Here is a 748-nt window from a genome sequence, read left to right on the forward strand (position 1 = left end):
CGCCTTCCAAACGATGGCAATTGCGAAAATGATAACGATTACAATTCCGACTACATCTAGGAATGTTTCAAGACCGGAGAAAATGGTGCCAGCTACAGGAAGTTGGATGAAAGCAAAACCAGTTAACACGGCAAGAAAGAATAAGAAGTAATTATTCTGCATGAAAATCCCCCCTTTCTCTACTAATGTATGTGCGTCCGTTCCAAAAGATTGTACTTTTCAGAGGCAATTATCGCCTTTTTTTTCATATACATGTACGAAGGGGGCGGATGACATGCTTGAATGGGTAATTACATTGGGCTTTGTTGGTTGTCTAGGCTTAGGCGCAGGGTTGTTTGTTCATTTCGTGAATAGTGGTTTGAATTTAGAGGATTCAACAAAGGTCGATCCATTGCCAGAAATAGAGGAATAAGGTTAAAAAAAGACGCTCAGCCGAGTTGGTGAGCGTCTTTTCCATATATTTATTTAAATACTGCTTCTTTAAATTGTGCCAGCTTCTCCAATGAAGATTGCTGAACATCTTTGTGCAGGCTGTTTCCATGTGAATCCATGGTAACAACGGCTGTGAATCCTTCGACATTCAGGTGCCACATCGCTTCTGGAATGCCAAATTCGGTGAAGTTCACACCTTCTACGGATTTGATGCAATCTGCATAATATTGGGCAGCGCCGCCGATTGCGTTGAGATAAACACCGCCGTGTTCACTTAGTGCCTCTAGGGTTTTTGGTCCCATTCCACCCTTGCCGA

Annotated in this window: 2 protein-coding genes; one reads left to right on the plus strand and one right to left on the minus strand. The window is 42.8% G+C overall.

Features of this window, described 5'->3' with window-relative positions; translation table 11 throughout:
* The first annotated feature begins 274 nt into the window (after positions 1 to 274).
* Positions 275 to 412, plus strand: coding sequence for a hypothetical protein (locus tag CVN76_RS31545; protein ID WP_198512470.1), 138 nt, complete (start codon positions 275 to 277; stop codon positions 410 to 412).
* 49 nt (positions 413 to 461) lie between these two features.
* Here CVN76_RS31545 and CVN76_RS30140 read toward each other — a convergent pair.
* On the minus strand, positions 462 to 748 hold a 287-nt coding region (locus tag CVN76_RS30140; protein WP_198512678.1), incomplete at its 5' end, for a fumarate hydratase C-terminal domain-containing protein.

Source organism: Bacillus sp. mrc49 (assembly GCF_002803435.1).

Coding starts and splice junctions, on each gene's coding strand:
- CVN76_RS31545 (WP_198512470.1), top strand. CDS start 275: ATGCTTGAATGGGTAATTACATTGGGCTTTGTTGGTTGTCTAGGCTTA.